Genomic DNA, 23,491 nt, shown 5'->3' with positions numbered 1-23,491 from the left:
CCTTCCGGTGACAGACCGCACGCACGCCCGCTTCCCGCACCGCCTCGGTCCTGCGGGCACGAAGGGTACGAAAGCCCACCGAATGCCCCCGGAGGAGCGGGCGGAAGGCGGGCACGGGCGGGTCAGACGGCGGCGGCGAGGGGATTGGGGATCGGGGCGCCGGCGGTGCCGGGTGCGGCGGTGGTCGGGTCGGCGTTCAGCTCGACGACGCGGTTGTCGGCGTCGACGTGCACGACGCGCGGCCGGTAGGCGCGGGCCTCGACGTCGTCCATCTGCCCGTACGAGATGAGGATGACCAGGTCGCCCGGGTGCACCAGGTGGGCGGCGGCACCGTTGATGCCGATCACGCCGCTGCCCCGCTCGCCCGGGATCACGTACGTCTCCAGCCGCGCCCCGTTGGTGATGTCCACGATCGCCACCTGCTCGCCGGGAATCAGGTCGGCGGCGTCGAGCAGGTCCTCGTCGACGGTCACCGAGCCGACGTAGTGCAGGTCGGCCTGGGTCACCGTGGCCCGGTGGATCTTCGACTTGAGCATGGTGCGCAGCATCGGGATGCCTTTCGCGAAGGTTGGGGGGCGGGGTTCAGGAACGGGGGGCGAGCCGGATCGCCGCGTTGTCGATCAACCGGGTGGCGCCCACCCAGGCGGCCACGAGCAGCCGCGCCGGCCCGGACACCGGCCCCGGCTCCAGGTCCGGGTCGGTGAGCACCAGGTAGTCGAGACGCGCGCCGGGCGTACCGGCGCCGAAGGCCGCGTGCGCGGCGGCGAGCACCGCCCCCGCGTCACCGCCCCCGTCGGCGACCTCGGCCCCGGCCCGCAGCGCCGCGGACAGGCTCAGCGCAGCCTCCCGCTCGGCCGGGGACAGGTAGCGGTTGCGGCTGGACAGGGCCAGCCCGTCCGGCTCCCGTACGGTCGGCACGCCGACCACCTCGACCGGCACGTCGAGGTCCCGGGCCATCCGCCGCACCAGGGTCAGCTGCTGGTAGTCCTTCTCGCCGAAGAACGTCAGGTCGGGGCGGGTGAGCTGGAGCAGCTTCAGCACCACGGTGAGCACCCCGTGGAAGAACCCGGGGCGGCTCAGCCCCTCCAGGTCCTCCCCCAGCGGGCCAGGGTTGACCCGCACCCGGGGCTGGCCGTCCGGGTACATGTCGGTCACCGAGGGGGCGAAGACCACGTCCGCGCCCGCCCGCCGGCAGATCTCCAGGTCGGCGTCCAGGGTGCGCGGGTAGCGGTCGAAGTCCTCGTTCGGGCCGAACTGCAACGGGTTCACGAAGATCGTGACGAGCACGTGGTCGGCGCGCTCCCGGGCCGCCCGCAGCAGCGTCTCGTGCCCGGAGTGCAGCGCGCCCATCGTCATCACGACGCCCACGGTGCCCTTGAGCCCGTCGCGCGCCGCCGCCAACTCGGCGCGGGTGTGCACCAGTTCCGTCACCTGTCCCCCTCCGTCCACCGTCGGCCCGGTCACGCCGCCACCTCGCGCCGGTCGCCGGCGAGTACGCCCAGCAGCGACTCCGCGTCGACCGGCCGCAACCGGCCCGCGGCGATGGCCCGGTCGGCCGTACGCCGGGCCAGGGCCAGGTAGGGCGCGACCGACTCGGGGGCGGTCACGGCGAGCCGGGCCAGGTGCCGCTCGACCGTGCCGGCGTCGCCCCGGGAAACCGGCCCGGTCAGCGCGTCGTCGCCGAGGCGCAGCGCGTTCTCCAGGGCGGCCCGCAGCAGCGGGGCGAGCACCTTCTCCGGCTGGGCCACCCCGGCGTCGCGCAGCCGGTCGGCCGCCTCGTTGACCAGGGTCACCAGGTGGTTGGCGCCGTGCGCCAGCGCCGCGTGGTAGAGCGGCCGGTCCGCCTCGCCGACCCACTCCGGCACCCCGCCGAGGTCGGCGACCAGCCGGGCGGCCAGGGGGCGCAGCTCCGCCGGGGCGGTCACCCCGTACGAGATGCCGGCCAGCCGGGCCAGGTCGTCCGGCGTACCCGTGAAGGTCATCGCGGGGTGCAGGGCGAGCGGGCGGGCGCCCGCTGCGGCTGCGGGGGCGAGCACGGCCAGCCCGTGCGCGCCCGAGGTGTGCGCGACCACCTGGCCGGGGCGCAGCGCGCCGCCGTCGGCCAGGGCGGCGACCACCCCGGCGAGCGCGTCGTCGGGCACAGCGACCAGCAGCAGGTCGGTGGCCGCCCGCGCCACGGCGGCGGCGGAGCGGCGGGGCACGTCGGGAAGCAGCAGCGCGGCCCGGGCCCGGGAGGCGCCGGAGCCGGCCGTGACGGCGACGACCCGGTGGCCGGCGGCCGCGAGTGCGGCGCCCAGCACGGTGCCGACCCGGCCGGAGCCGACGACGCCGACGGTGAGGAGACGGGGGGTGGCGGCCGGCGGTACGGCGGCCCCGTGGGGGGCGGCCGGGCGCGGGCGCAGGGGTGCGCTCATGGGCGACGATCCAGTCCTCTAGAAGGGGTACCGGTCGATGGCAAGTATGCGCCGGGGTCACGGAACCGGGACAAGGATGTGTGAAAACCTTCACCGGCGGCACCGGCGGCACGCCCGGGGACGGCACCTCCGCTCCGACCGGCTGACCGTAGGGTCGGGCCGTGACGCACGCCGTACGGCCGGCCGGTGGCGGGCAGGACAGGCGGCTCGGGAGGAACGAACTGATGTCGGAGCGCTGGCGGGACGCGATGGAACGGGCGCTCTACGGGCCGGGCGGCTTCTTCGTCTCCGGGTCGGGCCCGGCCGGCCACTTCCGCACCAGCGTGCACGCGTCCCCGGCCTTCGCCGACGCGCTGCTGCGGCTCGTCGAGCAGGTCGACGCCGCCCTCGGCCACCCCGCCGACCTCCGCGTGGTCGACGTGGGCGCGGGCCGGGGCGAGCTGCTGCGCGCGCTCTCCGCCGCGCTGGGGGTCGCCGCCCCGCCCTCGGCCTCGTCCGGCCCGCCGGCCGCCGGTCCCGCGCCCTCCGCGTCGGTTCCGCTCGCCTCCCGCGTACGTCTCACCGCGGTCGAGAAGGCTCCCCGACCGGCTGACCTGCCCGACGGGATCGACTGGCTCGACGAGATCCCCGACGGGATCACCGGGCTGCTGGTGGCCACCGAGTGGCTGGACAACGTGCCGCTCGACCTGGCGGTGCACACCGCCGAGGGCTGGCGCTACCTGCTGGTCGACCCGGCCACCGGCGCGGAGACCGTCGGCGACCCGGTCGACCCCGCCGACGCGGACTGGCTGGCCCGATGGTGGCCGGTGGCAGCAGCCGGAATCGACGGGACCGGCCCGACCGGGTCGGGGTTCCGGGCAGCCCGAGCGGCGGAGGAATCAACCCTGACCGCGCGGAGCCGGTCGGGCTACCCGGAACGAGCCGAGATCGGCCGGACGCGCGACGACGCCTGGGCCGGGGCGGTGGGAAAACTCGACCGGGGGCTGGCGTTGGCCGTGGACTACGGGCACCTGCGGGACGGCCGGCCCGTGGACGGGACGTTGACCGGGTACCGGGGCGGGCGGCAGGTGCCCCCGGTGCCGGACGCCAGCCGCGACGTCACCGCGCACGTCGCCGTCGACTCGGTCGCCTCCGCCGGCGCCCGGGTCGCGCGGTGCGCGTACGACCTGGGGTCGCAGCGGGAGGCGCTGCGGGCGCTCGGGGCCGACGGCGGCCGACCCCCGCTCAGCCTGGCCGCCAGCGACCCGGCCGGGTACGTGCGGGCGCTCGCCGCCGCGTCGGCGGTGGCCGAACTGACCGACCCGGCCGGGCTGGGCGGGCACTGGTGGCTGCGGCAACCGGTCGGCGTCGACCCCGGGCGGTTCATGGCACGATGACGGGCATGACCACGGACGCCGGCGACCTCCGCGAGCTGACCGTCGGCACCGGGGCCGGCGGCGATCAGCTCGGCACCGACATGGTGCTCAACATCGGGCCGCAGCACCCCTCCACGCACGGCGTGCTCCGGCTGAGGCTGGTGCTCGACGGCGAGCGGGTGGTGGCCTGCGAGCCGATCGTCGGCTACATGCACCGGGGCGCGGAGAAGCTCTTCGAGGTCCGCGACTACCGGCAGATCATCGTGCTGGCCAACCGGCACGACTGGCTCTCGGCCTTCTCCAACGAGCTGGGCGTCGTGCTCGCCGTCGAGCGGCTGATGGGCATGGAGGTGCCGGAGCGGGCCACCTGGCTGCGGATGGCCCTCGCGGAGCTGAACCGGGTGCTCAACCACCTGATGTTCCTCGGCTCCTACCCGCTGGAGATCGGCGCGATCACGCCGATGTTCTACGCGTTCCGCGAGCGGGAGACCATCCAGGCGGTGATGGAGGAGGTCTCCGGCGGCCGGATCCACTACATGTTCAACCGGGTCGGCGGGCTCAAGGAGGAGATCCCCGCCGGCTGGACCGGCCGGGCGCGGGCCGCCATCGCCGAGGTCCGCCGGCGGATGCCCGACCTGGACAACCTCATCCGGCGCAACGACATCTTCCTGGCCCGTACGGTCGGCGTCGGGGTGCTCTCCGCGGCGGACGCCGCCGCGTTCGGCGCGTCCGGGCCCGTCGCCCGGGCCTCCGGCCTCGACCTGGACCTGCGCCGCGACGAGCCCTACCTGGCCTACGACCAACTGGACGTGCCCGTCGTGACGAAGACCGCCGGGGACTGCCACGCCCGCTTCGAGGTGCTGCTCGACCAGGTGTACGCCTCGCTCGACCTCGCCGAACAGTGCCTGGACCGGGTGGACCGGCTCACCGGGCCGGTCAACACCCGGCTGCCGAAGGTGCTCAAGGCCCCCGAGGGGCACACCTACGCCTGGACCGAGAACCCGCTCGGCATCAACGGCTACTACCTGGTCTCCCGGGGCGAGAAGACGCCGTGGCGGCTGAAGCTGCGCACCGCGTCGTACGCGAACGTGCAGGCGCTGGCCACCCTGCTCCCCGGCTGCCTGGTGCCGGACCTGATCGCCATCCTCGGCTCGATGTTCTTCGTGGTCGGCGACATCGACAAGTGACCCGCCCGCGTACGCCCGTCCGGTCGCGGCGGCCGGTCGGGGCGGCCGTCCCGGGTCAGCGCCAGCGGTCGGCGTTGCGGGTGCCGCCCGCGCGGGGCTCGTCGTCCTGCGGCGGGTAGCCGTAGGGCTCCTCCTGCCGTCGGCCGTACCGCTGCGGCTCGGGCTCCGCCCGACGGGTGCGGTGCGCCTCAGGCTGACCGGCGTCGTGCCGCGCCTCAGGCTGCTGTCCCCGCTGACGGGGCGCACGCCACTCGTCGGGCACCGGCACGCCCCCGGCCGGCAGGGCCGGGGCGGCGTCCGGCTCCGGCCAGCCGCCGCGCCACCCGTCGTCCGCCCGGTCCGGGCCCCGGCGCGGCTCGTCCCGCCGGACCGACGCCCAGCGGTCCGCGACCCGGTACTCGGTGCCGGTGGCGTCCGCGTGCACCTCGGCACGCCGCTCCCCGACCCGCAGCTCCCGGCCCCGGTCGTCGTCGCGCACGGCGGCCCACCGGTCCCCGGCGCGCAACTGCGACCAGTACTCCCCGCTCTCCGCCCCCGCCTCGTCCGGCGGGTACGCCCGGCCGCGCCCGCGCGCTTCGCCCGGCGCATCCCAGCCCGGTGCCCCCGCGACGCCCCGACCCGGGTCGTCCCGCTGCTGTCCGCGCTCGTCGTGCCGCCCCGGCCACTCCCGCTCGTCGCGCCCGCCGGACCGCTCCCGGCCGCCGGGCTGGGCGGACCACTCCCGCTCACCGGGCTCGGCGGGCCACTCCCGGCCGCCGGGCTGGGTGGGCCGGGGCCGGTCGTCCGGCTCACCCGGCCACGGCCGCTCCTCCTGCTCCGGCGACCAGCGTCCCGCGTACCCGCCGCCGCCGTAGCGGGCCCCGCGGTCACCGGGGCCGGACGCGGCGCCGTCCACGATGGTGTGCCGGGTGGTGACGTGCACGGTCTCGGTGTGCCGTACCACCCCGAGCGAACGGGCCGAGGGCTGGCTCGCCGGCTCCGCCGGCCGGGCCGCCCCGTACACCCCGGCCGTTCCGCCGGCGGCCGGCCGGTCCGGGCCGTACCCACCGGCCGCGCCCGGCGCCGGCCCGTCCGTGCCGTACCCGGCGGCCGGGGCGGGCACGGGCCGCGCGGCACGCGGAGTCGGCTGCGGCCTGCCGGCGGGCACCTCGTCGTGCCGGTCCACGCGTCCCCGGCGGGGCGCCGCGTCGTCCTGGTCCGGCGTCTGCCGGCGGCCGGCGACCGCGTCGTCGACGGACGCCGGGGCCCGACCGGCGCCGGCCGGGGCGTCGACGCCGGCCAGCGCGGCGCTGCTCGCGTCCAGCCGCCGACGCAGCGCGGTGACCTCGTCCTGTGCCCGCTGGGCGTGGTCGAGCGCCTGGTTGCCGCGTTGGGCGGCGGCCACGATCTCCCCGCGCAACTCGCGGCGGAGTTCCTCGATCTCGTCCAGCAGCTCGTCGGTGCGGGCCGGGCCCGCGCCGTCGGCGCGCAGCGCGATCGACAGGCCGATCAGGACGACGGCCAGGATGGCCAGCACGGCGGCGAACCGCAGCGGGCCGTTGCCGTCGGCGACGAGCAGGATCAACGCCGCCACCGGCGCCAGGGCGACACCGATCCAGAAGAGGACGGTGAGCAGTGACGGACTGCGCTTGTCGGCGGGAGCGACCGGGGCTGGCATGGGTCCGCAGCCTACCGAGAGCTGCCCCGCCCGGGAAAGGGTGAACGGGGCATCCGGCATCTTCGCCGCCGATCGCCCCGTCCGCCGTCGACCGCCGGTGGCACGGGGCCACCGGCGGCCGGTCGGGCATCAGCCGACGGCCAGTGCACCGTCCGAGGAGAACACCAGGCCCACACTCGCGGCCCCGGTCTTCAGCGCGTTCTTGGTCTGCGGGCCGCCCTGGTCCAGCGAGCTGAACGAGCCGGCCTTGAAGTCGTAGACCTGGACGAGCCCCGCCTGGCACTTCGGCCGCTGCGGGCACTCCGGCGGCCCGGCCAGCACCGTGGCCTGGCCCGAGCACTTGGCGGCCAGCTCGGAGAGCGTGCTGACGCCGTACTTGTCGGCGAACGCCTTCGTCACGGCGAAGGCGTTCTGGTCCTGCGCGGCGGCGGGCGCGCCGAAGACGAGGCCCGCCTTGTCGCCGGCCGCCTTGAGCGCCGCGACGGTCTTCTCCAGCTCCGGCGAGGACACCGGCGGGGCGTCCTTGCCGTTGGCCTTGGTGTTGAGGAACTCGGCCATGGTCGCCGCGTACTCCGGCACGACCTGGATCTCGCCCTTCTCCAGGGCCGGCTCGTAGAGCTCGCGGTTGCCGATCTGCTGCACCTTGGCGTCGTAGCCGGCGGCCGTCAGGGCGATCTTGTAAAGCTCGGCCAGGATCTGGTTCTCCGTGAAGTTGGCCGCGCCGATCACGATCTGCCCACCGGGGCCCTTGGCGATGCCCGCCGTGATGCCGTTGGCCGCAGCGAACTCCTCGGCCGCCTTCTGGGCCGTCTTGCGGTCGACGTCGACGGCCTTGTTCAGCTGGATCAACTTCGGCGTGTCGAGCGCGGCCGAGACCTTGTCCAGCGCCGCCATCAACTGCGGGTTGGCCGCATCGGCGTTGACCGCCGGAATGACGTTGTCGGTGTTCTGGAGCTTCTTGTCGTCGTCGAGGACGACGAGCTGGTCACCGGCGACCGGCGCGCAGCCGGCGCCCGAGGCCGCCTGCTCCGGGGCGTCCGTGCCGGAGGAGCCGGCGTCGCCGCAGCCGGTCAGCAGCCCCGCCGCGGCGAGGGCTCCCACCGCACCGACGGCCAGGCGTGTACGAGCGCGCATCAGTTGCCCGCCTTCCGTGTCCCGGCGCGACCCTGCCGGGCCGGCCGCGTGTCCGACGGGCGATCTCCGTCCGGCCGCCCGCTGTGTCCCACGGGCGGCTCGCATTGCGGTCGCCCGGTTTCCCACCCCAACATCTTCCACGCGGGACCGACAACCCGAGGCGGAGTTTGTCACCGGATCGTCACCGGAAGTCAGCCGCGCCGACCCGTCATCGGGATGTTCCGGTCCGTGGCGTCCAGGCGTTCCGGTCCCGTGCGTCGATGGCCGGGTACGGCCACGCGGCCCCCCGGCACGGGAGCCCGGGTGGGCGGACGGTGCTCAGCCGCCGGCCACCGCCTGCGCCGCCCGGCGGCGCGCCCGACGGCGGTCCACCCGCAGCGGGCGCGGCGTGACCAGCCGCTCGACCAGGGCCAGCACCAGTTCCAGCAGCATGGCGAGCCCGGCCACCAGCACGCCGCCGGCGATGATCTGGCCGCCGCCTGCGGCGATGTCCAGGCCGAAGCCCGCCCGGATGATCTGGCCCAGGCCACCGCCGTTGACGAAGGACGCCAGCGCGGCGGTCGCCACCACCTGCACCGCCGCCGTGCGGAACCCGGCCGCCAGGTAGGGCACCGCCAGCGGCAGCTCGACGCGGCGCAGCAACTGCCACCCCGAGAAGCCCATCCCGCGCGCCGCGTCCCGGGCCTCCGGATCGGCCTGCCGAACCCCCGTGTACGCGTTGGCCAGCAGCGGCGGCACGGCGAAGACGGCCAGCGCGACCACCACCGACGGCCGGCCGAAACCGAGGAAGGTCAGCGGCAGGATGGTGAGCAGGGCGAGCGTGGGGACAGCGAGCGACACGTTGGACACCAGCACCACCAGGCCGCCGCCTCGGCCGGTGTGCCCGAGCCAGAGCCCGATCGGCCAGGCGACCAGGCAGCCGAGCGCCACCGCCGCCGCCGACATCGACAGGTGCTCGCCGAGCCGCTCCAGGACGCCGCCCGGGTTCGTCCAGTTCAGCGGATCGTTGAGCCAGACCAGCGCCGCCTCGACCGGATTCACGGAGTCAGCCTTCCGTTCGCGACTGCGGGACTCCGCTGCGCTACGTTCCTCGCGCTCACCGAGCCAACCTTCCGTTCGCGACTGCGGGACTCCGCTGCGCTGCGTTCCTCGCGCTCACCGAGCCAACCTTCCGTTCGCGACTGCGGGACTCCGCTGCGCTGCGTTCCTCGCGCTCACCGGGCCGCCGTTCTTCTCAGCCACGGCGTCAGCAGCCGACCCGCACCGGCCAGGACCAGGTCGAGCACCAGGGCGAGCAGGACGCAGAGCAGCGTCCCCGTCATGATCTGCGCCTTGTAGAAGTTGTTCTGGAAGCCGGCGAAGATGAGCTGCCCCAGGCCACCGCGCCCGATGACCACACCCACGGTCACCAGGGCCACCGTGGAGACGGTCGCCAGCCGCAACCCGGTGAGGATGCCCGGCAGGGCCAGCGGCAACTCGACCCGGAACAGCCGGCCCCAGCGGCCGTACCCCATCCCCTCCGCCGCCTCGCGGACCTCGGGGGGCACCTGGTTGAGCCCCGCGACGGCGTTGCGGACGATCACCAGCAGCGCGTAGAGGACCACCACGCTGAGCGCCGTCGCCGCGCCGATGCCCAGGTACGGGGCGACGAACGCGAAGAGCGCCAGCGACGGCACCGTGTAGAGCACCCCGGTGAGGGCCAGGACCGGCCCGGCGAGCGAGCGGTACCAGTAGGCGGCCACCGCCAGCGGCAGCGCGATCAGGGCGGCGATCAGCACCGCGCGAGCGGTCAGCGAGGCGTGCTCACGCACGGCGGCGAGGATCGTGTCAGAGTTGTCCCGCACGTACTGCCAGGAGAACCACGGGTTACCCGGGTCGGCCCGGTAGCTCAGGCGGAAGGACATGTGTGGACGTTACCCCGGAGGGCACCGCCCCCGCCGAACCGCGCGCGGCGTCGATCACGCTCGAGGGCATCCGCAAGCGCTACCCGGACGGCACCGAGGCCGTACGGGAGCTGAGCCTGGACATCAGGGCCGGCGAGCTGGCGGTGCTCATCGGACCGTCGGGCTGCGGCAAGTCCACGGTGCTCCGGATGGTCAACCGCCTCATCGAGCCGACCGGCGGCCGGATCCTGCTCGGCGGCGAGGACGTCACCCGGGTCGACCCGGTCCGGCTGCGGCGCCGGATCGGCTACGTGATCCAGAACGTCGGGCTCTTTCCGCACCAGACGGTCAGCGCCAACGTCGCCACCGTGCCCCGGCTGCTCGGCTGGCCCCGCCAGCGCAGCCGCAGCCGGGTCGACGAGCTGCTGGAACTCGTCGGGCTCGATCCGGCCACGTTCGGCCGCCGCTACCCGCACGAGCTCTCGGGCGGTCAGCGGCAGCGGGTCGGGGTCGCCCGGGCCCTCGCCGCCGACCCGGTGGTGCTGCTGATGGACGAGCCGTTCTCGGCCGTCGACCCGATCGCCCGCACCCGGTTGCAGGAGGAGTTCCTCCGGTTGCAGGCCGAGGTGCGCAAGACCATCGTGCTGGTCACCCACGACCTGGACGAGGCGGTCCGGCTGGGCGACCGGATCGCCGTGCTCTCCGAGGGCGGCCGTCTGGAGCAGTTCGACACCCCCGCCGCCGTGCTCGGCGCGCCCGCCACGCCCTTCGTGCGGCAGTTCGTGGGCGCCGACCGGGGCATCCGCCGGCTGGCGGTCACCCCGGTCACCGGCGAGGCCGTCGAACCGCTGCCGGAGACCGGGGTGGCCGAGCTGCCGACGATCCCGCTCGGCGGCTCGGCGTACGACGCGCTGGGGGTGCTGCTGACCTCGGCCGCGGACCGGGTCGTGGTGACCGACGGGGGCCGGCCCGTCGGCGTGCTCAGCCGGGCGCGGCTGCTTGAACTGGGCGCGCCCGAGCGGTGAGGCACAGCCCGGTCAGGCGCGCCCGCCGAGGCTGGCCGCGCCGATGATCCACCCGGACAGGAAGCCGTAGGTCGCGCCGGCGCCGCCCGCCTGGATCGCCGTGAGCAGCGTCGGTTCCGGGCCGAGGAAGGCGGCGATCAGGGAGGCGAAGCCGCCGGCCAGGACGTACGCGGCCCAGCCGGAGAAGAACTGCGTCCCCGACCCCTGCACCCGGGCCACCTGCGAGGTGGGCAGCAGGTAGAGGAAGAGCGCCGCGAGGATGACCAGCAGGACGGCCCGCAGGTTCGCCACGAGCAGGTTGCCGGTCGCCCCGTCACCGTTGAAGAGCCACGCCGGCCAGGAGAGCAGTTGCAGGTACCAGCCGCCGGCGGAGTTCGAGTCGGTGCCGGCGGCCCAGCCGACGTACGCCGGGCTGCCGCAGACCGCGACCAGGAGGAGCGCCGCGAGCGCGCCCGTGCCCGCCGCCGTCCCGTAGCGACCGCCGGTGCGTGACGGGTTGGTGAGCGCCATGATCGGCTCAGTTCCCGGCGGACCGCGGCGGGCAAACCTGCCCGGGGCCGGCGATCGCCGTCACTGTCGCGGGTGCTTCATCAGGTAGTCGATGAACGCGGCCCGCAGCAGCGGCGCCGACTCCTCGTAGCCGTGCCCGGTCAGCTCACGCCACAGCGCCGCGGCCTCGTCGATCGTCGGCCCGACCGAGTTGGGCGCGCCGTCGAGGACGGCGGCCTCGTCCGCGTTCGGCAGGTGCCGCAGCACGGACCAGAAGAAGCGCACGTCGTGGCGCTCCCGGGCGACCGCGAACGCCCGCTCCCGCAGCTCCTCGGTGGACAGCGCGTCGAGTTCCTCGAACGACGGGCCGGCGGAGGTCGATGGTGTGTCGGTCATGCCGCCGAGCCTAACCGGCGAGATCACTCCCGGCCCGGTGGACGGCGCCGGCTCACCGCTCGTCGGCGTCCCACCGGCGCGGGCCGCTCTCCCAGCCGGGGTCGCTCCACGGGTCCACCGGGCTCTCGGGGGACCGCCTCGGCACGGCGGGCGGCCAGTCGCCGGCCGGGGCCGCCGGGGCCGCTGTCCAGCCCGTGCCGATCCGGCCGTCCCCGGCGGGGACCGGTTCCGCCGCCGCGCCGGTCGCCGGCCGCCCGTACGCCTCGACCAGCCGGGTGGCCAGCAGCCCGACGCCGAGCGCCGCCGCGCCGACCGCCCACCGGCTCACCGTCCAGCCCCGCGCCTGCGCGTACGCGGAGAAGACCGTGACCAGGCAGACCGCCAGCAGGGTGCCGAAGACGCCGCCCCGCCGGCCGTAGGCGCTGGTGCCGGCGAGCAGCGCCAGGCCGACCGCGAGCACCGTCCAGTCCAGCCCCGGGTCCGGCGCGACCGGGGCGGTGTCCCGGCTGGCCGTCAGCATGCCGGCCAACGCGGCCAGGACCGTGGAGCCGACGAGCGCGCCGGAGGTGACCACCGCCGCCACCGCGCCCCGGCGGCGGGCGGGATCCACGACCGGGCGGAACCGGCCGACCACCCGGCGGACGGCCCGCACCGAGCCGAACAGACCGCCGAGCACCGCGACGGCCGCGAACCCGACGAAGAGGTGCAGGGCGCCGCGCTCCGGGTCGTAGTCGCCCTGCGGCAGGACCGCCGCCGAGCGCTGCTGGATGTACACGACCACCCCGGCCGCGGCGGCGAGGGACGCGGCCCAGCCGGGCACGTGCAGCACCACCACGACCAGCGCCAGGGCGGTCCCGCCCAGCGCGGCGACCAGCAGGGCCGGCCCGGCGGCGGCGCTGACGCCCCGGTCGCCCTGCTCGGCGACGTGCAGCGCGGCGGCGACCGCCACCGGGCCGACGGCCAGGTTCACGGCGGCCGTACGCAGGGTCAGCCCGGCGGCCAGCGCCAGCAACCCGAGCACGACCGCGTCGAGGAGCAGCGACCGCAGCCCGTCGCCCCGCAGCGCGGCCGGTTCCTCCCGCCAGAGCAGGTACGCCAGGACGACCGACGCGGCCAGGAGCAGCAACTCCCAGACGACGTGCACGGCGAACCGGTCGCGGCCGGGCTCACCGTGCGCGGGGTCGTCGAAGACGTTCTCCAGGACGGAGGCGGGGATGCCGGACGAGGGCTCGGGCGACGGCTCACGCCCCGGTTCGTCGTACCGCATGACGCCGCCTCCCACGTGGCCGCCGTCCAGCCTGGTCCGACGCGCGGGCGGACCGGGGCGGCGTTGCTCTCCGGTCGCAGGCACCGTACCCGCGCAGGAGGCCGGGCGTAACCCCCGGAATCAGCGTGGGCCGGGGCGACCCTCCCGGCCGCCGGGCTCGCGGTCCTCGTCGTCCTCCTGCTCGGGAACCCGGCAGGAGCGCTCCAGCCAGAGCGCCGCCCCCGTCAGCGCCAACCCGGCGAGCAGACCGGCGCCGGCGATCGGCCGGTCACCCATCGCGGCGTCGGTACGCTCCACGAAGAGCCAGCCGGTCAGCCCGGCGTAGAACCCGGTGAAGATCGCGCCGGCCAGCGCGGAGGCCTTGGCGAGCACCACGAACCGGGCCACCAGCAGCGGATTGACCGGCTCTCGGCCCGGCCTGCGCTCGATGCGCCCCCGGGTGTTCACGGCGGCGTACGCCTCAAGCACGGCCAGCGCGGCGAGCGTGACCACCGGCAGCCAGGGCAGCTCCGGCAGGTAGTCGTAGTAGAGGGTGCTGATCAGCAACCAGGCCACCGCGGCGGCGCCGAGGGCGGCCACCACCAGGGTGGAGATCCGGGTGGGGCCCATCCGGGACCGCTCGGGGCCCGTCCCGCCCGGTCGCGGGGACTGCGCCTGCGTCATGCCGGCCGGCTCCACTGGGTCATGCCGTCGACTCTATCGCCAGATCCGGCCGGGGGCGCAGATCCAGCGCGTCGTCGGCGACCGGAGGAGTGTTGAGCAGGTCGGTCAGCCAGCCGTGCCCGGGCAGCCGCCCGTACGGCTGGAGGTCGATCCACGGCCGCAGCACGAAGGCCCGCAGGTGGGCCCGGGGGTGCGGCAGGGTCAGCTCCGGGTCGTCGCTGAGCACCGGCTCGTCGCCGTCGGCCCACACGACGATGACGTCCACGTCCAGGGTGCGCGGCCCGAAGCGCCGCTGCGGGTCGCGGGTGCGCCCGGCGGCGCGCTCCGCCGCCCGGGCGCGCTCCAGCCAGTCGTACGGGGTCGCGGCCGGGTCCTCGGCGAGCAGCGCGGCGTTCAGGTACGCGGGCTGGTCCGCGTCCCCCCACGGTGGAGTCTCGTAGACGCCGGAGACCAGGAGCACGCTGTCGCCGAACGCCGCCACGGCGGAGCGCAGGTGGGCGAGCCGGTCGCCGAGGTTGCTGCCCAGCGAGAGCAGGGCGCGGGTCACCGGTTCCGCCGCCGCGTCATCGTGACGGCCACGTCGGTGAAGGTGTGCGGGACGGGCGCCTCCGGCTTGTGCACGGTGACCGTGGCGGCCTCGACCCGGGGATCGGCCAGGCAGACGGCCAGCAGCCGGTCGGCGAGCGTCTCGATCAGGTTGACCGGCTCGCCGGTCACCACCGCGACCAGCCGCTCCGCCAGTTCGCCGTAGTGGACGGTGTCGCCCACCTCGTCGGAGCGGGCCGCCGGAGCGAGGTCCATCTCCAGGACGGCGTCGACCACGAAGTCCTGGCCCTGGGCGCGCTCGAAGTCGTACACCCCGTGCCGGCCGTGCGCCCGCAGGCCGGTCAGCTGGATCCGGTCGGTCATCGGTCTCCTCCGTGGTCGGTGGTGCGGTCCGCCCGGCCGGCGCCGGCGTGGGCCGCCCGGGCCCCACCGGTGGCGGCGGGCGCCAGGCGGGGCGCGCCCGTGGCCTGCCAGACGGCGAGGGCGTCCACGGTGGCCCGGACGTCGTGCACGCGTACGCCCCAGGCGCCGGCCGCCACGGCGAGCAGGCTGGTGGCGACGGTGGCCACGTCGCGGCCGTCCGTGGGGCGGGGGGTGCCGTCGGGGCCGGCCAGCAGCCGCCCCAGGTACGACTTGCGGCTGGACGCGAAGAGCAGCGGGAAGCCGAGGTCCAGCAGCTCGGACAGGCGGGTGCTCAGTTCCCAGTTGTGCGCGGCCGTCTTGGCGAAGCCGAGCCCCGGGTCGACGACGATGCGGTCGGCGCCGACCCCGGCCCGCAGCGCCTCGTCGACGCGGCGGCCCAGCTCGGCGCGCACGTCGGCGACCACGTCGGCGTAGCGGGCCAGCTCACCCATCTCACGGGAGTGGCCCCGCCAGTGCATGAGCACCCACGGGCAGCCGGCGTCGCGGACCACCCGGGCCATGTCGGGGTCGGCGAGGCCGCCGGAGACGTCGTTGACCACGGCCGCGCCGGCGGCGAGGGCCGCCTCGGCGACCCGTGCGCGGGTGGTGTCGATGCTGACCGGCACGCCGGCGGCGGTCAGTTCCCGGATCACGGGCACCACCCGGGCCGTCTCGGTCTCCGCGTCGACCCGGTCGGAGCCCGGCCGGGTGGACTCGCCGCCGACGTCCACCAGGTGGGCGCCGTCAGCCCGCAGCCGCACGCCGTGTCCGACGGCGGCGTCGAGGTCGGCGTACCGTCCGCCGTCGGAGAAGGAGTCGGGCGTGACGTTGAGGACGCCCATCACCACCGGGTCCGAGGCCCGTACCAGATCGGTCACGGCTAGACGGTACCGGTCGGCCGGAGCGCCCCGGACGGACCGGGTCCAGGGCGGTGACATGCGCATTCGAACGGGTGTACGATCGGTCGTCCTGGTCGGATCGGGCAGACTCTTCGCGGCTTGTCGCAAACAGTGGGTGCCCGTACGCTTTGGAACTGCCCGGCATCGAGATGGCGAAGCCTGGAGGGAGGGCCGAAGCGGGAGAATCCGCCCAAAGTCCACCACCCTTCGTGGTGGGTAACGAACGCAGAGTCGCCGACGCTGCGTACAGGGAGCACCGTTCCCGCCAGGCACGTCCACTGCACCACCGCGGCGCCGCCGGCCGCGACTTGGGGAGGTTCCAGTGATCGCCATCGAGCTGATGGAGACGGCGACGTCAACCGCCGCCCACATGCTCTCCGCCCTGGCGTCGACTCCACTCGCCGAGCCTGCGCCCAAGGGCATCGACACCGAGGGTGTCGTCACGTTCTTCGCCAGCAAGATCGCTCCGATCCTGCTGGCCGTGCTGGGCGTCATCTTCATCGGGCGCGCCAGCCGGGGTGAGATCTCCAAGGTCCTCACCAGCTCGGCGATCGCGATCGTCGGGCTCGCCTTCATCGCCGGAGCCGCCACACTCTTCTTCATCGGCGACTACCTGATCGACCTGATCTTCGAATAGGCGCGGGCACGAGATGCGGCTGCGCACCGACGACGACATCTACCGGGCTCGCCTGGTCTACCTCGGGCCGCCCGGCTACACCCTTCCCGTCCACCTGCCGTACGCCCAGTACGGGCTGTTCATGCTGCTCGTTCCCCTCTACATGTTCATCCACTGGCTGTTCACGTTGCAGGTCGAGCTCTTCCCCGCCTGGGAGATCGCGCTCGCCATCGTGAGCACCTCGTTCATCTTCCGGTACGTCGATCCGGACCGGCCCGCGCGCATGGTGATCCGCACCGCGCTGACCGACTGGCGGCGGACCCGGGAGCCGGCCGCGGAGCAGCGGGACCCCCGCCTGGTCGGCAGTCGGATCAGGATCCGGGAGGAACTGGCATGACCGGTCGCACCCCGACCAGGCAGTCGAACGACGCGGATGAGGCGGTCGCATGAATCGCAGTTCCACGCCGGGTTCCCCGGCAGGGCGCCCGGCCGTCCCGCACGGTAACCGTGCGCGGTCGTTCAACTACCCTGATGATCCCGAGACGGACGAGGTCGCCCTCGACCCGGCCCTGGTGACGACACCCGGGCACGGTGGGGTGGGCGTCTTCCAGGCCCCCCGTCCGGCGCCACGCCGGACGCCGCCGCCGGCCGAGCCGCAACCCGCCGACAACGCCGACATCGACTCGCCCTTCCTCGACCTGTTCGGCGGTACGCGCCCCGGCCCGACCCGGCCGACGGCACCCCCGCAGCGGGCCGGCGGGCGGGAGCAAACCGCCATCGGCCAGCAGCCGGCCGGCGCCGCGCCGGCCCCGGCGGCGCTCCCACCGGCTCCCGCCCCCCTTCCGCCGCCCCCACGCGCGGGTCACGGGCCCGACACCCACCGGACCGGCCACCCGGCCGACGCGGCTCCCCGGACCGGCCAGCCTGCCCACCGGACGGCCCCGGGGGTGGCACCGACCGCCGACCAGCCCCCGGCCGACGCGTACGAGCCGCCCGCCCGACCGGCCAGGTCCCGGGTACCGCACCAGTCCGGGGACCGGCTGCCCACGCTCCGCCCACCGGCGGAGGCGGAGGACGTGCCGGCCGTCGCGGCGGCACCGCCGTCCTCCCAGCCGGCGCCCCGCCAGCACGCGGCCCCGCTCGACCCGCCCGCGCCGGAACCGGCGTCCGAGCCGACGTCCCGCCGCACCGGGGAGCGCCCGCCGGAGCGGGCCGGCCGGGAGGTGGCGCCGCCGCGCCAGCGCTCCGCCGGCCGGCGCGGCCAGCCCGTCAAGCCCGTCAAGCCCACCCGGGTCAAGCCACCGAAGATCAAGTTCGGGGACCGGGACCCGGCGGTCGAGCTGGCCATCACCGAGATCGCCGGCCACCTGACCTTCACCCCCAACACCGTCACCGCCTGGTACTGGCTGCCCGAGGTGCGCTGGGCGTTCCGGCCGGACGCCGAACGGGAGGCGCTGCTCTCGGCGATCTCCGAGCAGTACGCCGGCCTGGCCGGCTTCCGCCTGCACCTGCGGCGCACCACGCGGCCCTTCCCGGCCGACGAGTGGGCCCGCACCATCGACGCGCACACCGCCGCGCCGCTGCCCGACGTGCCCGGCACCGCCAGCTGGGGCGACCACCTCGTGGCCGCGCAGCGGCACCTGCTCTCGGTCAACCACGCCGAGGGGCAGACCTACCTCGGCGTCACCTTCGCCCGGCGTGCCCTCGGCGACTCGCTCACCGAGCGACTGCTGCGCACCTTCGGCCGAGGCGTCGCCGAGGGCGAGCGCCGCAAGCTCGGCCGCACCGTCGAGCAGTTCGACGAGGTGCTGGGCGCGTTCGGCATGCGCGGCCGGCGGGTCACGGCACAGGAACTGGAATGGCTGCTCTACCGCTCGGTGGCGCTCTGCATGGCGCCGCCCGGTCAGCTCTCCCCGCTCACCGACGGGCAGTGGGAACGCGGCGACCTGCTCGCCCTCACCGAGCAGGTCGAGCGCTACCGCACCCCGTACGGCTCGACCGTCAAGCTGGTCAACCGGATGACCGGCGAGGAACGGCACGTCGCCGTGCTGGCGGTCGGCCGGATGGAGCCCCTGGAGATCCCCGAGCGGCACGAGCCCTGGCTGCACTTCCACGAGCGGCTGCCGTGGCCGATGGAGCTCTCCACCCGCGTCGACATCCTCGGATCCGGCGACTCCTTCCGTAACCTGGAGCACCGGCTGCGGATGATCCGCTCCCAGCAGCTCGACTACGCGGAACACGGCATCGACGCCCCGCCCGAGCTGGAGCGGCTGGCCAAGCGCGCCCTGGTCATCGGCGACGAGATGACCACCGGGCTGCCGGTCGACTCCGCCCGCGCGCACGGCTGGCACCGGATCGCCGTCGGCGGCCGCAACCGCGAGGAGTGCCTGGAGCGGGCCCGCCGGCTGATCCAGCTCTACTCCCGCGAGCTGCGGATCTCGCTGCAACACCCGAAGAACCAGGACTGGCTGGCCCGCGAGTTCATCCCCGGCGAACCGATCGCCAACACCGGCTACGTCCGGCGGATGCCGGTCAACCTGCTCGCCGCCGCGCTCCCCCAGGCCGCCTCCACCGTCGGCGACCGGCGCGGCGACCTCATCGGGCGCACCGCCGGCACCTGCCGCCGGCCCGTCTTCCTCGACCTGCACTTCCCGATGGAAGTACGCGAACGCTCCGGGCTGGCCGTCTTCGTCGCCGAACCGGGCGGTGGCAAGTCCACCCTGCTCGGCGCGCTCGGCTACCTCGCGGCCCGACGCGGGGTCCAGGTGACGCTGCTCGACCCGTCCGGCCCGCTCGCCCGGCTCTGCGCCATGCCGGAGCTCCGGCCGTACGCGCGGGTGCTGAACCTGACCGGCTCCGAGCACGGCACCCTGGCCCCGTACTCGCTCATCCCGACGCCGCTGCGCAGCGAGTTCGGCACCGGGGCCTCCGGCGACCGGGAGTTCGAGATCGCGGTCTCCAACGCCCGCGCCGAGCGGCGGATGCTGGTGCAGGACATCTGCATGATGCTGGTGCCCCCGCAGGTCGCCCGGGAGGCGTCCACCGCCACCCTCTTCCGGCACGCCGTACGCCAGGTGCCCGCGGAGGAGACCTCCACCCTGGACGACGTGGTCGCCTGCCTCAGCCAGCTCGACGACGACGCCGGCAAGGAACTGGCCAACCTGCTGCTCGACACCGCCGAGATGCCGCTGGCCATGCTCTTCTTCGGCCGCCCGCCGGAGGGACTGCTCGGCGCGGACGCCGCCCTCACCGTGATCACCATGGCCGGGCTGCGACTGCCCGACCTGAAGATCGAGCGGGAGTACTGGTCCGCCGAGGAGGCGCTGGCCCTGCCGATGCTGCACACCGCACACCGGCTCGCCGTACGCCGCTGCTACGGCGGCTCGATGTCGTCGCGGAAGCTGGTCGGCCTGGACGAGGCGCACTTCATGGAAGGGTGGCGCTCCGGACGGTCGTTCCTGGTCCGGCTCGCGCGCGACTCCCGCAAGTGGAACCTCGCCGCGTTGGTCGCCTCGCAGAACCCGCGGGACATCCTCGGCCTCGACGTGCAGAACCTGGTCTCGACCGTCTTCGTCGGCCGGATCGCCGAGGACGCGGAAATCGCCTCCGAAGCGCTCCGCCTGCTGCGGGTGCCGGTCAACGACGGCTACGAGGCCACCCTGGCCTCCCTCTCCACCGCCGACGCCACCAGTTCGAGCCGGCTCGGCTTCCGGGAATTCGTCATGCGGGACGTCGACGGCCGGGTGCAGAAGGTCCGGGTCGACGTCTCGTACGTCGACGGGCTGCTGGACCACCTCGACACCACCCCCGCCGCGATCGCCGCGGCGGCCGGGGTGCTGCCGGCCATCCTGCCGAACATGGAGGCGTGACATGGCGCGGGCCAGGGCACGGTTGGCGGCGTTCCTGCTCGCGCTCGGCGTACTCGCCGGGGCCACGATCGGCTGGCCGGCCGTCGGTGCCATGGCGGCCGCCCCCGCACCGCTGACCGCCCAGACGAAGGCCGAACTCTGCACCACGCCGGAGTGGCAGGCCGACTTCCGCGCCTGCGTCGCCAAACTGAAGGAAGTCGCCGACTCAGAGGTCAAATGCCGGAACGCCCCGACTCCCGGTACGCCCGATTCCGGGCTCGCCGGCTGGTTCGCGTCCCGCCCGGACTCGGCCACGAAGCCGGGCCCCAAGGGCTTCTACAGCGACTACGGCTACGCCGGATACAGCTACTCCACGTATGACATCGACAGCGGTTGCGCGACCGCGGTGCTGCATCCCGACTACAAGTTCACCAACACGGTCGCCAATGGCGAATTCATGATCGCCACGGCGATCGTGGGCGCCTCGAACGCGCTGCGGGAACGCGCCTGGGATCCGCGATCGATGTGGGGCTGGGCCGATCCGCTGGTGGACCAGGCGACCAAGGCCGTCTACCAGAAGGTGTTCAGTGTCTTCGGCATCGTCACGCTGTGCGTGGTCGGCCTGTACCTGCTCTGGCGTTCCCGCCAGTCCGACATGAGCAACGCGATGACCACGGCGGGTTGGGCCCTGCTGGTGATGGTGGCGGTGACCGCCCTGGCCGCCTGGCCGGTCAAGTCGGCCAACATCGCCGACGGCACCCTCGTCACCACCCTGGGCGTGGTCCACGACGCGGTCGGCCCGGCCACCAAGGACACTCCTCCAAGTCAGTGCGACGACCCAAATCCGGAGGCGTGCAAGGACAACCGTCCTCCCGCCGTGCGGGCCAGTGACACGGCGACGGAGGCGATGCTCTACCGCAACTGGTTGCGGGGCGTGCTGGGCTCGGCGGACAGCGAGACCGCGAAGAAGTACGGTCCAGCCCTCTACGACGCGAAGTCGCTCTCCTGGGAGGAGGCCGCGAAGCTCCGGTCGAATCCGGCCACGCGAGAGGCCACCATCAAGGCCAAGCAGCAGCAGTGGGCGCGGGTCGCGCAGCAGATCGAGACCGAGGACCCGGAGGCGTACGAGTATCTCCAGGGCGTCCGGGACATGGACCGGGTGGGCGCCGGATTCATCGCGGTGCTGGCCGCTGTGCTCTTCGCGATGTTCGACCTGACCGCCTCGCTGCTGGTGCTGCTGGGATTCCTGATCTTCCGTTGGGCGGTGATCGCCGCGCCGATCCTGGGCACGGTGGGCCTGATGCGCCCGGCCAGCGCCGGGTTGCGGCGGTTGGCGAACGCGGTGGTCGCCGCCGTCTTCAACATCGCCATCTTCGGCACCGGTGCCGCCATCTACCTCTTCGCGGTCGACCTCATCATGAGCACGCCGACCCTGCCCGGCTGGCTCCAGGTGGTGCTGGTGTGGCTCTGTGGCGTGGTCGGCTGGCTACTGCTGCGTCCCTATCGACGGATCACCCAGCTCGGCGGCAAGGACAGCAGCGAGGCGGTCAGCTCGGCCGGCTCGTGGCACCGGCGGTTCTTCCGGGACATGCGCACCGCCGCCCGGCTCGACGTCGCTGAACCCGGCGGCACGGCTGATCCGGCGATGGGCCGGCGTCGGGCTGTCGTGGCGGAGCAGCCCACCCTCCGGCCTGAGGCCCGGCGGGAGGATCCGGCGCAGGCCGCCCCCCGCGCTGGGCATGCCGCCAACCCCGGTGGGGAGGAGCGGCAACGGCCCGACGGCCGTGAGTCGGCCGCCGAGAAGGGGGCGCCCTCCGGGGAAAGGGACGCCTCCCGCCCGGTCGCCCCTCGGCCCCGGCGGCGGCAGCCGGCCACCTGGACGGAGCCGGACGTGCCGGACGAGAACCCCTCGTTCGTCATCTACCGCCCCGGGTCCACGGAACGCGAGCCTGACCGGCCCACTCCCCGGATCCGCTCAGAGGCGCGGTGAGCACGGTGCGGCGGGCAATTGAATTCCTGGTAACCCGGGTCCTCCGGTCCCGGATCGGCATCGCGATCGGCATCGCCGTCCTCGTGTTCGGGATCATCGGAGCGGCACGGCTGGTCTCCGGGCCCGGTGACCCCACCTCCGGGCTCAGCAACCGCCCCAACCAACCGATCACCACGGTCGACCCGACCGCCGGCGACGACGGGGCATTCTCCACGGGCGCTCCCCCCTCCCCCGTCACCCGTCCCGGCGAACTCACGCCGGAGCAGACCGCCGAACGCTTCGTCGCCGCCTGGCTCGGCAAAACGGGCACCACCGCGGAGCAGTGGCAGGAGGGCCTACGTCCCCTCTCCACCCCGGCGCTGACCGACAAGCTGGCCGGCGCCGACCCGTCCGGGGTGCCGACCGGTCAGGTCGACGGCGACGTCACTCTCCAGCCCCGGGCCGAGAACTTCGTCGAGGTGCTGGTTCCGCTCGACACGGGTCGGCTCCGCCTCGAACTGGTGGCGCCCGACGGGCGGTGGCTGGTTGATGCCGTGGACTGGGAGCAGACATGAGCGACGGGACGCGACCGCGCGGTCGACAGCTCCGACTCGGCGCACTGGCCGCCGCGTTGACGGCGACGCTCGCCCTGCTCTGCTGCACCGGCGGCGCGGGGGCCTTCTTCCTCACGGAACTGGGCGGCGAGTCCACGGACATGGCCCCGGTGAGCATGGACTGCAAGGAGAACCACCGGGTCGACGTTCGCGGCAAGGTCCCTCGGATGTCCGGCTACGGTCAGGTCCAGCTTCGTAACGCCGCTCGGATCATCAAGGTCGGGCAGGAGATGAAGGTGCCGCCGCGCGGATGGGTGATCGCCGTGGCAACCGCCATGCAGGAGTCCCGGCTGCGCAACCTGGCGAACCGGACCGTCGGCGAGTCCGAGGATCTCCCCAACGAGGGTGTCGGTGCCGATCACGACTCCGTCGGGCTGTTTCAGCAGAGAGCGGGCTGGGGCACCGTGGCGCAGCGGATGACGCCCGAGTACGCCGCCCGGAAGTTCTACGAGAAGCTGGTCAAGGTGCCCGGCTGGGAGACGATGCCGCTGACCCGGGCCGCGCAGGCCGTGCAGATCAGCGCCTTCCCGGACGCGTATGCCAAGCACGAGGACGTGGCCGGCCAGATCGTCAACGCGCTGGCAGGCGGAGCTGCCCGGATCGCGCTGATCGACGGTAGGAAGGCCTGCGACCGCGCCGCCGGAGGACAGATCGCCGCCTCGGGTTGGACGGCTCCCATCCCCGGCGGCGTCGGCTCGGGCTTCCGCACCGCGAGCCGGCCCCGGCACAACGGGGTCGACATCGCCGCGCCGAAGGGCACCGACATCCGTGTCGCCGCCACCGGACGCGTCCTGGTGTCCCGCTGCGACCCGGACTCCGGCGGCCGGCACACCTGCGACGTCGACGGCTGGCCGAACAAGGGCGGCTGCGGCTGGTTCGTCGACGTCCTGCACGCCGGCGGGTTCATCACCCGCTACTGCCACATGGTCAGCAAACCCCGCGTCAAGGTCGGCCAGCTCGTCGAGGCCGGAACGGTCATCGGCGAGGTGGGCAGCAGCGGCAACTCCTCCGGCCCCCACCTCCACTTCGAGGTGCACGAGGACGGAGACAGGAGCAGCCGGGGCGCCATCGACCCGGTGCCGTTCATGCGATCACGCGGCGCGCCGCTCAAGGGCGCGGGATGAGAC

General features: G+C 74.5%; 23 protein-coding genes. 9 read left to right on the top strand and 14 right to left on the bottom strand.

Annotated elements, in window-relative coordinates; genetic code table 11:
• Nucleotides 1-122 precede the first annotated feature (122 nt).
• Genes panD through EV374_RS22945 form a run of 3 tightly spaced genes read right to left on the bottom strand, consistent with a single transcriptional unit; the run spans nucleotide 123 to nucleotide 2,414 of the window.
• Nucleotides 123-548: an aspartate 1-decarboxylase gene (gene panD / locus EV374_RS22955; RefSeq protein WP_132238660.1), complete on the bottom strand. Its 426-nt coding sequence runs from the start codon at nucleotides 546-548 to the stop codon at nucleotides 123-125.
• A 34-nt stretch (nucleotides 549-582) separates the two neighbouring features.
• The gene (panC, locus tag EV374_RS22950; RefSeq protein ID WP_132238690.1) at nucleotides 583-1,431 is read right to left on the bottom strand and encodes a pantoate--beta-alanine ligase; all 849 of its coding nucleotides are present in this window, start codon (nucleotides 1,429-1,431) and stop codon (nucleotides 583-585) included.
• 29 nt (nucleotides 1,432-1,460) lie between these two features.
• Nucleotides 1,461-2,414, bottom strand: a complete 954-nt coding sequence (locus EV374_RS22945; RefSeq protein ID WP_132238658.1) for a Rossmann-like and DUF2520 domain-containing protein — start codon at nucleotides 2,412-2,414, stop codon at nucleotides 1,461-1,463.
• A 224-nt stretch (nucleotides 2,415-2,638) separates the two neighbouring features.
• Between EV374_RS22945 and EV374_RS22940 the strand changes: the two genes are divergently transcribed.
• Both EV374_RS22940 and EV374_RS22935 read left to right on the top strand, forming a co-directional pair.
• Nucleotides 2,639-3,790 carry an SAM-dependent methyltransferase gene (locus EV374_RS22940; RefSeq protein ID WP_132238656.1) on the top strand — a complete coding sequence of 384 codons (1,152 nt, stop codon included), beginning with the start codon at nucleotides 2,639-2,641 and terminating at the stop codon, nucleotides 3,788-3,790.
• Entirely contained in the window at nucleotides 3,787-4,956 is a 1,170-nt protein-coding gene (locus tag EV374_RS22935; protein WP_207914470.1) for an NADH-quinone oxidoreductase subunit D, read from the top strand. Before EV374_RS22940 ends, EV374_RS22935 begins: the two co-directional genes overlap by 4 nt.
• Nucleotides 4,957-5,011: 55 nt before the next feature.
• Here EV374_RS22935 and EV374_RS22930 read toward each other — a convergent pair whose 3' ends face one another.
• The 4 genes from EV374_RS22930 to EV374_RS22915 form a co-directional block, all read right to left on the bottom strand.
• Nucleotides 5,012-6,613, bottom strand: a complete 1,602-nt coding sequence (locus EV374_RS22930; RefSeq protein WP_132238652.1) for a hypothetical protein — start codon at nucleotides 6,611-6,613, stop codon at nucleotides 5,012-5,014.
• Between the two features lie 129 nt (nucleotides 6,614-6,742).
• Nucleotides 6,743-7,747 (bottom strand): glycine betaine ABC transporter substrate-binding protein, encoded by a 1,005-nt coding sequence (locus tag EV374_RS22925; protein ID WP_132238650.1) that lies wholly within the window; start codon nucleotides 7,745-7,747, stop codon nucleotides 6,743-6,745.
• Between the two features lie 318 nt (nucleotides 7,748-8,065).
• On the bottom strand, nucleotides 8,066-8,788 hold the full coding sequence (locus EV374_RS22920) for an ABC transporter permease subunit (protein ID WP_132238648.1): 723 nt from the start codon (nucleotides 8,786-8,788) through the stop codon (nucleotides 8,066-8,068).
• 173 nt (nucleotides 8,789-8,961) lie between these two features.
• Nucleotides 8,962-9,651 carry an ABC transporter permease gene (locus EV374_RS22915; RefSeq protein ID WP_132238646.1) on the bottom strand — a complete coding sequence of 230 codons (690 nt, stop codon included), beginning with the start codon at nucleotides 9,649-9,651 and terminating at the stop codon, nucleotides 8,962-8,964.
• 2 nt (nucleotides 9,652-9,653) lie between these two features.
• On the opposite strand from EV374_RS22915, the gene EV374_RS22910 reads away from it, so the two are divergent.
• On the top strand, nucleotides 9,654-10,655 hold the full coding sequence (locus tag EV374_RS22910; RefSeq protein WP_132238644.1) for an ABC transporter ATP-binding protein: 1,002 nt from the start codon (nucleotides 9,654-9,656) through the stop codon (nucleotides 10,653-10,655).
• A 12-nt stretch (nucleotides 10,656-10,667) separates the two neighbouring features.
• On the opposite strand, the gene EV374_RS22905 is transcribed toward EV374_RS22910, so the two are convergent.
• The 7 genes from EV374_RS22905 to folP form a co-directional block, all read right to left on the bottom strand.
• Nucleotides 10,668-11,165 (bottom strand): hypothetical protein, encoded by a 498-nt coding sequence (locus EV374_RS22905; RefSeq protein ID WP_132238642.1) that lies wholly within the window; start codon nucleotides 11,163-11,165, stop codon nucleotides 10,668-10,670.
• 60 nt (nucleotides 11,166-11,225) lie between these two features.
• Nucleotides 11,226-11,540: a hypothetical protein gene (locus EV374_RS22900; protein WP_132238640.1), complete on the bottom strand. Its 315-nt coding sequence runs from the start codon at nucleotides 11,538-11,540 to the stop codon at nucleotides 11,226-11,228.
• Nucleotides 11,541-11,592: 52 nt separating this feature from the next.
• Complete coding sequence (locus tag EV374_RS22895) at nucleotides 11,593-12,807, bottom strand: ABC transporter permease (protein WP_132238638.1); 1,215 nt, start codon at nucleotides 12,805-12,807, stop codon at nucleotides 11,593-11,595.
• A gap of 120 nt (nucleotides 12,808-12,927) precedes the next feature.
• Nucleotides 12,928-13,470 carry a DUF3180 domain-containing protein gene (locus EV374_RS22890; protein WP_132238636.1) on the bottom strand — a complete coding sequence of 181 codons (543 nt, stop codon included), beginning with the start codon at nucleotides 13,468-13,470 and terminating at the stop codon, nucleotides 12,928-12,930.
• Between the two features lie 19 nt (nucleotides 13,471-13,489).
• Nucleotides 13,490-14,017 carry a 2-amino-4-hydroxy-6-hydroxymethyldihydropteridine diphosphokinase gene (gene folK / locus EV374_RS22885; RefSeq protein WP_132238634.1) on the bottom strand — a complete coding sequence of 176 codons (528 nt, stop codon included), beginning with the start codon at nucleotides 14,015-14,017 and terminating at the stop codon, nucleotides 13,490-13,492.
• A complete protein-coding gene (folB, locus tag EV374_RS22880) occupies nucleotides 14,014-14,379 on the bottom strand; it encodes a dihydroneopterin aldolase (RefSeq protein ID WP_132238632.1) in 366 nt (121 codons plus the stop codon). Before folB ends, folK begins: the two co-directional genes overlap by 4 nt.
• Nucleotides 14,376-15,296, bottom strand: coding sequence for a dihydropteroate synthase (gene folP, locus EV374_RS22875; protein WP_132238630.1), 921 nt, complete (start codon nucleotides 15,294-15,296; stop codon nucleotides 14,376-14,378). Before folP ends, folB begins: the two co-directional genes overlap by 4 nt.
• A gap of 343 nt (nucleotides 15,297-15,639) precedes the next feature.
• On the opposite strand from folP, the gene EV374_RS22870 reads away from it, so the two are divergent.
• The 6 genes from EV374_RS22870 to EV374_RS22845 are packed head-to-tail and all read left to right on the top strand — an operon-like array spanning nucleotide 15,640 to nucleotide 23,488.
• On the top strand, nucleotides 15,640-15,954 hold the full coding sequence (locus EV374_RS22870; protein ID WP_132238628.1) for a hypothetical protein: 315 nt from the start codon (nucleotides 15,640-15,642) through the stop codon (nucleotides 15,952-15,954).
• 13 nt (nucleotides 15,955-15,967) lie between these two features.
• Nucleotides 15,968-16,330, top strand: a complete 363-nt coding sequence (locus EV374_RS22865) for a hypothetical protein (protein ID WP_089003089.1) — start codon at nucleotides 15,968-15,970, stop codon at nucleotides 16,328-16,330.
• 49 nt (nucleotides 16,331-16,379) lie between these two features.
• On the top strand, nucleotides 16,380-19,802 hold the full coding sequence (locus tag EV374_RS22860; protein WP_132238626.1) for an ATP-binding protein: 3,423 nt from the start codon (nucleotides 16,380-16,382) through the stop codon (nucleotides 19,800-19,802).
• A gap of 1 nt (nucleotide 19,803) precedes the next feature.
• Nucleotides 19,804-21,771, top strand: coding sequence for an MFS transporter (locus EV374_RS22855; protein ID WP_132238624.1), 1,968 nt, complete (start codon nucleotides 19,804-19,806; stop codon nucleotides 21,769-21,771).
• The gene (locus EV374_RS22850; protein WP_132238622.1) at nucleotides 21,768-22,325 is read left to right on the top strand and encodes a hypothetical protein; all 558 of its coding nucleotides are present in this window, start codon (nucleotides 21,768-21,770) and stop codon (nucleotides 22,323-22,325) included. Before EV374_RS22855 ends, EV374_RS22850 begins: the two co-directional genes overlap by 4 nt.
• Nucleotides 22,322-23,488, top strand: coding sequence for a M23 family metallopeptidase (locus EV374_RS22845; protein WP_132238620.1), 1,167 nt, complete (start codon nucleotides 22,322-22,324; stop codon nucleotides 23,486-23,488). Before EV374_RS22850 ends, EV374_RS22845 begins: the two co-directional genes overlap by 4 nt.
• Nucleotides 23,489-23,491: the final 3 nt, after the last annotated feature.

The organism is Micromonospora sp. CNZ303, from assembly GCF_004345505.1.
This window is presented reverse-complemented; position numbering and strand designations above follow the sequence as displayed.